This window comes from Streptomyces sp. NPDC006733 (genome assembly GCF_040636125.1).
Taxonomy (GTDB): domain Bacteria; phylum Actinomycetota; class Actinomycetes; order Streptomycetales; family Streptomycetaceae; genus Actinacidiphila.
Genome location: NZ_JBEYJD010000052.1, coordinates 49,410 through 56,672 on the forward strand (window position 1 = coordinate 49,410; position 7,263 = coordinate 56,672).

Below are 7,263 nucleotides of genomic sequence, written 5' to 3' on the forward strand. Positions count from 1 at the left end.
GTCGAGGCTTGTCCGAGCGGGGATCCGTCACCGCGGAGGCCGCCGTCGCGCTGCCGGTCATGGTGCTCTTCACCACGGCGCTGCTGGGCGGCCTGATGGCCGTGGCGGCGCAGATCCAGTGCGTGGACGCCGCGCGGGCGGGCGCGCGGGCCGCGGCGCGGTCCGAGCCGGAGGCCGCCGCCCTGGCGGCGGCCCGCTCCGCCGCACCGCGGGGAGCCGCCGTGTCGCTGACCCGGGACGGCGAGCTGGTCAGGGTGCGGGTCACCGCGCGGGCGCCGGTGTTGAAGGTCGCGCTGCACGCCGAAGCGGCGGCGCTCGCCGAGGAGACGGTCCGGTGAGCGGCGGGTGGCGCGGGGACCGGGGGTCGGCGACGGTCTGGGCCGCGCTGCTCATGGGGGTGCTGTGCCTGGCCTTCGGCGCGGCCCTGGCCATGGGCCAGGCGATCGTCGCCCGCCACCGGGCGGGCGCCGCGGCCGACCTGGCCGCGCTGGCCGCGGCCGACCACGCGGCGGACGGCCCGGCCGCCGCCTGCGCCCGGGCGGCCCGGACGGCGACTGCCCAGGGCGCCCGGCTCGTCCGGTGCGCGATGACGGGCGACACCGCCGACGTCACCGCCGCCGTGGGCCGGGCGAGAGCCCGCTCCCGCGCGGGCCCCGCCCCGCCGGCTGACCCTCAGCTCCCCGCCGGGCCCGCTCCCGTGCCGCCGTCGGCACCTGGCTCGGTGCCACGCTCGGTTTCCGGCTCGGCACTTGGTTCGGCATCCGGCTCGGTTTCCGGGTCCGGGGGCGTCTCGCGGGTCAGCAGACAGTCCAGGAGGCGGACGGCGGCGCGTTTGTCCAGGGGCTCGTTGCCGTTGCCGCATTTGGGGGACTGCACGCAGGACGGGCAGCCGAACTCGCACTCGCAGGAGGCGATGGCCTCCCGGGTGGCGGTGAGCCAGCCGCGGGCCGTGTGGAAGGCGCGCTCGGCGAAGCCCGCGCCGCCCGGGTGGCCGTCGTAGACGAAGACGGTGGGCAGGCCCGTGTCGGCGTGCAGCGGGATGGAGACGCCGCCGATGTCCCAGCGGTCGCAGGTGGCGAAGAGCGGGAGGATGCCGATGGAGGCGTGCTCCGCGGCGTGCAGGGCGCCGGGGAGCTCCTCGGGGTGGATGCGGGCCGCTTCCAGCTGGTCGTCGGTGACGGTCCACCAGACCGCGCGGGTGCGCAGGGAGCGCGGCGGGAGGTCGAGCTTGGTCTCGCCGAGCACCTCACCGGTGATCAGGCGGCGGCGCAGGAAGGAGACGACCTGGTGGGTGACCTCGACCGAGCCGAAGTGGACGCGGGCCGCGCCCCAGGACTCCTCCAAGTCGGTGGACAGGACGGATACGGAGGTGTTCTCGCGGGCCATCGTCGAGTAGTCGGGGTCTGCCTCGCCGACCAGCGCCACGGCGTCCTCGAGGTCCAGGCGCTCGACCAGGTACGTCCGGCCCTGGTGGAGGTGGACCGCGCCGTCGTGGACCGAGGCGTGGGCGGAGGCGTCGTCGACGGTGCCGAGCAGCCGGCCGGTGGCGGACTCGACGACCTGGACGGCCTTGCCGCCCGCGCCCCGGATGTCGGTGAGGTCGGCGGCCCGCTCCCGGCGGGTCCAGAAGTAGCCGCCGGGCCGCCGCCGCAGCAGGCCGCGGCGTTCCAGCTGCGGGAGCAGCGCGGCGGTCTCGGGGCCGAAGAGCGTCAGATCGTCGTCGGTGAGCGGGAGTTCGGCGGCGGCCGCGCAGAGATGGGGGGCGAGGACGTAGGGGTTGTCGGGATCCAGCACGGTGGACTCCACCGGGCGCTGGAAGATCGCTTCGGGGTGGTGGACGAGATAGGTGTCGAGCGGGTCGTCACGGCCCACGAGGATGGCGAGTGCGCCCTGCCCGGCGCGCCCGGCGCGGCCCGCCTGCTGCCACAGGGAGGCGCGGGTGCCGGGATAGCCGGCGAGCAGGACGGCGTCGAGCCCGGAGACGTCGACGCCCAGCTCCAGGGCGGTGGTGGAGGCCAGGCCGAGGAGCCGGCCCGAGTGCAGGTCGCGTTCCAGGGCGCGCCGCTCCTCGGCGAGGTAGCCGCCGCGGTAGGCGGCGACCCGGGAGGGCAGCGAGGGGTCGACGGCGGCCAGTTTCTCCTGGGCGATCAGGGCGATCAGCTCGGCGGCGCGCCGGGAGCGGACGAAGGCGACGGTGCGGGTGCCCTGGACGACCAGGTCGGTGAGGAGGTCGGCGCACTCGGCGGTGGCGGTGCGGCGGACGGGCGCGCCGTGCTCGCCGCTCATCTCGGTCAGCGGTGGTTCCCAGAGGGCGAAGGCCAGTTCGCCGCGGGGGGAGGCGTCGTCGGTGACCTCGACGACCTGGACGCCGGTGAGGCGGCCGGCGGCCACCGCGGGGTCCGCGGCGGTGGCGGAGGCGAGCACGAACACCGGATCGGCCCCGTAGTGGGCGCAGAGCCGGCGCAGCCGCCGCAGCACCTGGGCGACGTGCGAGCCGAAGACACCCCGGTAGGTGTGGCACTCGTCGATGACGACGTACCGCAGTCGGCGCAGGTAGGAGGCCCAGCGGGCGTGGGCGGGGAGGATGCCGCGGTGCAGCATGTCGGGGTTGGTGAGGACGTACGTGGCGTACTGGCGGACCCACTCGCGTTCCTCGAACGGAGTATCGCCGTCGTAGAGGGCCGGACGGATCGCCGAGCCGAGCGGGCGGGCGAGTGCGGCCACCGCGCGCCGCTGATCCGCTGCGAGGGCCTTGGTGGGCGCCAGATAGAGCGCGGTGGCCCCGCGGCCGTTCGGGGCCTCCGAGCCGTCCAGGAGGGCGCTGAGGACCGGGGCGAGGTAGGCGAGGGACTTGCCGGAGGCCGTTCCGGTGGCGACGACCACCGACTGGCCGCGCATCGCGTGCTCCGCGGTGCGTGCCTGGTGCTCCCAGGGGCGGGCGATACCCGCCGTCCGGATGGCGTTCAGCACTTCCGGACGGATCTGATCAGGCCAATCGGCATGGCGACCCACCCGCGGGGGCAAGTGCTCCGTATGGGTGATGCGTGCGGCTCGGCCTGCCCCCGTGGCGAGCCGCTCAAGAACGGTGCGGGGGGACGGGCGGCCGTGCGCCGACTGCGGCAGTTGATCCTTAGCCATCGGCACTCAGTGTGTCACCGGCATGACGGACAATCGCAGGAAGGCGTCGTGCCGGCCGGCTTTGAAGTGATTGAATGCCATCGCGGCTGCCGATCCGTACCCTCCCTTTCGACGGGGAGGTTCCCGGGGGCGACGCCGCTCGATGCAAGGTGCTGGAGGATCCGTGGACCTGTCCCTGTCGACTCGAACCGTTGGCGACCGTACGGTCGTCGAGGTCGGCGGCGAGATTGATGTGTACACCGCGCCCAAGCTGCGTGAGCAGCTGGTTGAGCTGGTGAACGACGGCAGTTATCACCTGGTGGTGGACATGGAGGGAGTCGACTTCCTCGACTCCACCGGTCTGGGTGTGCTGGTCGGCGGTCTCAAGCGGGTGCGTGCGCACGAAGGCTCGCTGCGCCTGGTGTGCAACCAGGAGCGCATTCTTAAGATTTTCCGGATTACCGGCCTGACCAAGGTGTTCCCGATCCACACCTCGGTCGACGAGGCTGTCGCGGCGAACGACTGACCGTCCCGATCGTCGCAGGACGGGGGTACCGGGCGGTTTCGTCGCCCGGTCCCCTGTGATGCCCACCCATAGGAGCGAGGGGGAGGCCATGCCCACCGTAGAACTGCTCTTCAGCGCTCAGCCCGAGCACGTGCGCACCGCACGGCTCGTAGCGGCTGCGGTAGCGCGCCGGGCGGGGGTGGACGAGGCAGTCCTTGACGAGGTGCGGCTTGCCGTGGGCGAGGCGTGCAGCCGGGCTGTCGGTCTGCACCTGAGCAACGGCGTGGACCGGCCCGTGCGGGTCCTGCTGACCGAGGAGGAGAAGAAGTTCTCCATCGAGGTCGGCGACGAGGCACCCGGCGCGCCGGCGGGCACCGTCCCGTCGGCCCGGGCCGCAGGCGCGGACGACTCCGACGAGGAGTCCGAGATGGGCCTGGCCGTCATCAGCGGCCTGGTCGACGACGTCGAGGTCACCGTGGGCGAGCACGGCGGGATCATCCGCATGAGCTGGCCGACGGCGCCCGTGGTCGTGCTCCCCTGACGGGCTCGACCCGGTAGGACCCGTCCCGCCCGCCGCCCTCCAGGACCGGTCCGGCCAGGACCCGTCCCGAGCCTCGGCCTGCCCGCCGCCACCGGTCGCCTGACGGCGCGCCTCACCCGAACGGCCCAGCCGCACCGGTCGAATCGCACGCCCCGCGGCGCCCTCCCGTGCTGCCCCGTACCGCCCGCGCCGCCCCGCCCGCGTTCCGCTCGCGCCCCTGCCCGGCCCCCGGGCCGCCCCGAGTCGCCACCGCACCCAACGCCGCGCCCACGGCCGCACCCAACGCCGCGCCCATGGCCGCGCCCTCCGCGCGTCCACGGCCGCGCCCTCCGCACCCCCTCGGCGCCGCGCCCGCGCCCTTCGCCGCGCCCGATTCTTCACCGCATTCGGTGGTTTACGCGCTCGTGGGGAATTCCGTCTTCCCCGACACAGGCGAATTCTGATCCCGCGCACTGTTTTGATCTAGTCCCGCTCCCTACAATCCGTCCATCTTTGCTCAGCTCGCTGAGCGTCGCGGCTGTGGGAGTCGATGGATGGAGCCGCGCGCCCATGCGCCAAACGTCAAGGAGGACGAATGGCGGGGCCACTTACCCCTCACACGCACGACATCGCTCAGGCACTGGCCGCCGGGCCGGTACTGACCGACGGCAATCGGAATCTCGTACTGATCATCGTGGCCGTGGCGCTGGCGGCACTGGTGCTCGCCGGAGTGCTGGTACGTCAAGTGCTCGCGGCGGACGAGGGCACCGACAGCATGAAGCGCATCGCAGCTGCCGTGCAGGAAGGCGCCAACGCCTACCTCGCACGGCAGTTCCGTACTTTGGGGATCTTCGCCGTAGTGGCGTTCTTCCTGCTCATGCTGTTGCCCTCGGACAACACTTCGCAGCGAATCGGCCGTTCGGTGTTCTTCCTCGTGGGCGCCGTTTTCTCGGCGGTCACCGGCTATATCGGCATGTGGCTGGCGGTGCGCGCGAATGTGCGCGTGGCCGCGGCCGCACGGGCGGCCACGCCCGCGCCCGGTGAGCCGAAAGCGGATCTGACCGATGTCTCGCACCGCGCGATGAAGATCGCTTTCCGTACCGGTGGTGTGGTCGGGATGTTCACGGTGGGCCTCGGCCTGCTGGGCGCCTCGGTCGTCGTGCTCGTCTACAAGGCCGACGCGCCCAAGGTGCTGGAGGGATTCGGATTCGGCGCGGCCCTGCTCGCGATGTTCATGCGTGTCGGCGGCGGCATCTTCACCAAGGCCGCCGACGTGGGCGCCGACCTGGTCGGCAAGGTCGAACAGGGCATCCCCGAGGACGACCCGCGCAACGCCGCGACCATCGCGGACAACGTGGGCGACAACGTGGGCGACTGCGCCGGTATGGCGGCCGACCTCTTCGAGTCCTACGCCGTCACCCTGGTGGCCGCACTCATCCTGGGCAAGGTGACGTTCGGCGACGCCGGGCTGGCGTTCCCGCTGCTCATCCCCGCGATCGGTGTGCTCACCGCGATGGTCGGCATCTTCGCGGTCGCGCCGCGCCGCTCCGACCGCAGCGGGATGACCGCCATCAACCGCGGCTTCTTCATCTCCGCCGTCATCTCCATGGTGCTCGTCGCCGTGGCCGTCTACCTCTACCTGCCGGCCACCTACGGCGAGCTGAAGGGCGTCCCGGCGGACATCGCCGGCCACCCCGGCGACCCGCGTATCCTCGCGCTCGTCGCGGTCGCCATCGGCATCGTGCTCGCCGCGCTCATCCAGCAGCTCACCGGGTACTTCACCGAGACCAGCCGGCGCCCCGTCCAGGACATCGGCAAGTCCTCGCTGACCGGCGCGGCCACCGTGGTCCTCGCCGGCATCGCCATCGGCCTGGAGTCGGCGGTCTACTCGGCGGTGCTGATCGGGCTGTCGGTCTACGGGGCGTTCCTGCTCGGCGGCACCTCGGTGTGGCTGGCCCTGTTCGCCGTCGCCCTGGCCGGCACCGGGCTGCTCACCACCGTCGGCGTCATCGTGGCCATGGACACCTTCGGCCCCGTCTCCGACAACGCCCAGGGCATCGCCGAGATGTCCGGGGACGTGCACGGCGAGGGCGCCCAGGTGCTCACCGACCTGGACGCGGTCGGCAACACCACCAAGGCCATCACCAAGGGCATCGCCATCGCCACGGCGGTCCTCGCCGCGACCGCGCTCTTCGGCGCGTTCAAGGAGGCGATCGACACGGCCGTCGCGGGCGCCCACATCTCCACGTCGGACCTGAGATGGCTCAGCCTCGACATCTCGCAGCCGAACAACCTGTTCGGACTGCTGCTCGGCGCGGCCGTCGTGTTCCTCTTCTCCGGCCTCGCCATCAACGCCGTCTCGCGCTCCGCGGGCTCGGTCGTCTACGAGGTGCGGCGGCAGTTCCGCGAGCACCCCGGGATCATGGACGGCACCGAGCTCCCGGAGTACGGGAAGGTCGTCGACATCTGCACCAAGGACGCGCTGCGCGAGCTGACCACCCCCGGCCTGCTCGCCGTACTCGCGCCCATCGCCGTCGGCTTCTCCCTCGGCGTCGGATCGCTCGCCTCGTACCTGGCGGGCGCGATCGGCACCGGCACCCTGATGGCGGTGTTCCTCGCCAACTCCGGCGGCGCCTGGGACAACGCCAAGAAGCTGGTCGAGGACGGCAACCACGGCGGCAAGGGCAGCGAGGCCCACGCCGCGACCGTCATCGGCGACACGGTCGGCGACCCGTTCAAGGACACCGCGGGACCGGCGATCAACCCGCTGCTCAAGGTGATGAACCTGGTGGCGCTGCTGATCGCCCCGGCGGTGGTGAAGTTCTCGTACGGCGACGACGCGAACCTCGCGGTGCGCATCACCGTCGCGGTGGTCGCGATCGTCATCATCGTCGGCGCGGTCTACAACTCCAAGCGGCGCGGCATCGCGATGGGGGACGGCAACAACACCCCGACGCCGGAACGCTCGGCGGATCCGGCGTCCGTCTCCTGACCGACGCCACCTCAGAACGGCGGCGGGCGGCACCTCTTGGAATCCGCGCCGTCTCGCGGTACGCGGTCGAGTAGCGCAGCCGCTCGAAGAAGTGCTGCCCGCTGGCCGGGTAGTGGGCCGCGATGGGAT

General features: G+C 72.5%; 5 protein-coding genes and 1 pseudogene. 5 read left to right on the top strand and 1 reads right to left on the bottom strand.

Annotated elements, in window-relative coordinates; translation table 11 throughout:
- Nucleotides 1–8 precede the first annotated feature (8 nt).
- Nucleotides 9–338: a TadE family type IV pilus minor pilin gene (locus ABZ721_RS34035; protein ID WP_358792653.1), complete on the top strand. Its 330-nt coding sequence runs from the start codon at nt 9–11 to the stop codon at nt 336–338.
- Nucleotides 335–655 (top strand): annotated as a pseudogene (locus ABZ721_RS34040) (Rv3654c family TadE-like protein); the annotation flags it as partial. The gene ABZ721_RS34035 and the pseudogene ABZ721_RS34040, both read left to right, overlap by 4 nt.
- A gap of 17 nt (nt 656–672) precedes the next feature.
- Here ABZ721_RS34040 and ABZ721_RS34045 read toward each other — a convergent pair.
- A complete protein-coding gene (locus tag ABZ721_RS34045; protein ID WP_358792654.1) occupies nt 673–3,138 on the bottom strand; it encodes a DEAD/DEAH box helicase in 2,466 nt (821 codons plus the stop codon).
- 163 nt (nt 3,139–3,301) lie between these two features.
- On the opposite strand from ABZ721_RS34045, the gene bldG reads away from it, so the two are divergent.
- The 3 genes from bldG to ABZ721_RS34060 all read left to right on the top strand — a co-directional run bounded on the left by bldG (nt 3,302) and on the right by ABZ721_RS34060 (nt 7,134).
- Nucleotides 3,302–3,643 (top strand): anti-sigma factor antagonist BldG, encoded by a 342-nt coding sequence (bldG, locus tag ABZ721_RS34050; RefSeq protein ID WP_138357092.1) that lies wholly within the window; start codon nt 3,302–3,304, stop codon nt 3,641–3,643.
- An 88-nt stretch (nt 3,644–3,731) separates the two neighbouring features.
- Entirely contained in the window at nt 3,732–4,163 is a 432-nt protein-coding gene (locus ABZ721_RS34055; protein WP_358792655.1) for an ATP-binding protein, read from the top strand.
- Between the two features lie 574 nt (nt 4,164–4,737).
- A complete protein-coding gene (locus tag ABZ721_RS34060) occupies nt 4,738–7,134 on the top strand; it encodes a sodium-translocating pyrophosphatase (protein WP_358792656.1) in 2,397 nt (798 codons plus the stop codon).
- Nucleotides 7,135–7,263: the final 129 nt, after the last annotated feature.

Excerpts from the sequence above, each read along its gene's own strand:
- ABZ721_RS34055 (WP_358792655.1), top strand. The coding sequence starts at position 3,732 with ATGCCCACCGTAGAACTGCTCTTCAGCGCTCAGCCCGAGCACGTGCGC.
- ABZ721_RS34060 (WP_358792656.1), top strand. The coding sequence starts at position 4,738 with ATGGCGGGGCCACTTACCCCTCACACGCACGACATCGCTCAGGCACTG.
- ABZ721_RS34045 (WP_358792654.1), bottom strand. The coding sequence starts at position 3,138 with ATGGCTAAGGATCAACTGCCGCAGTCGGCGCACGGCCGCCCGTCCCCC.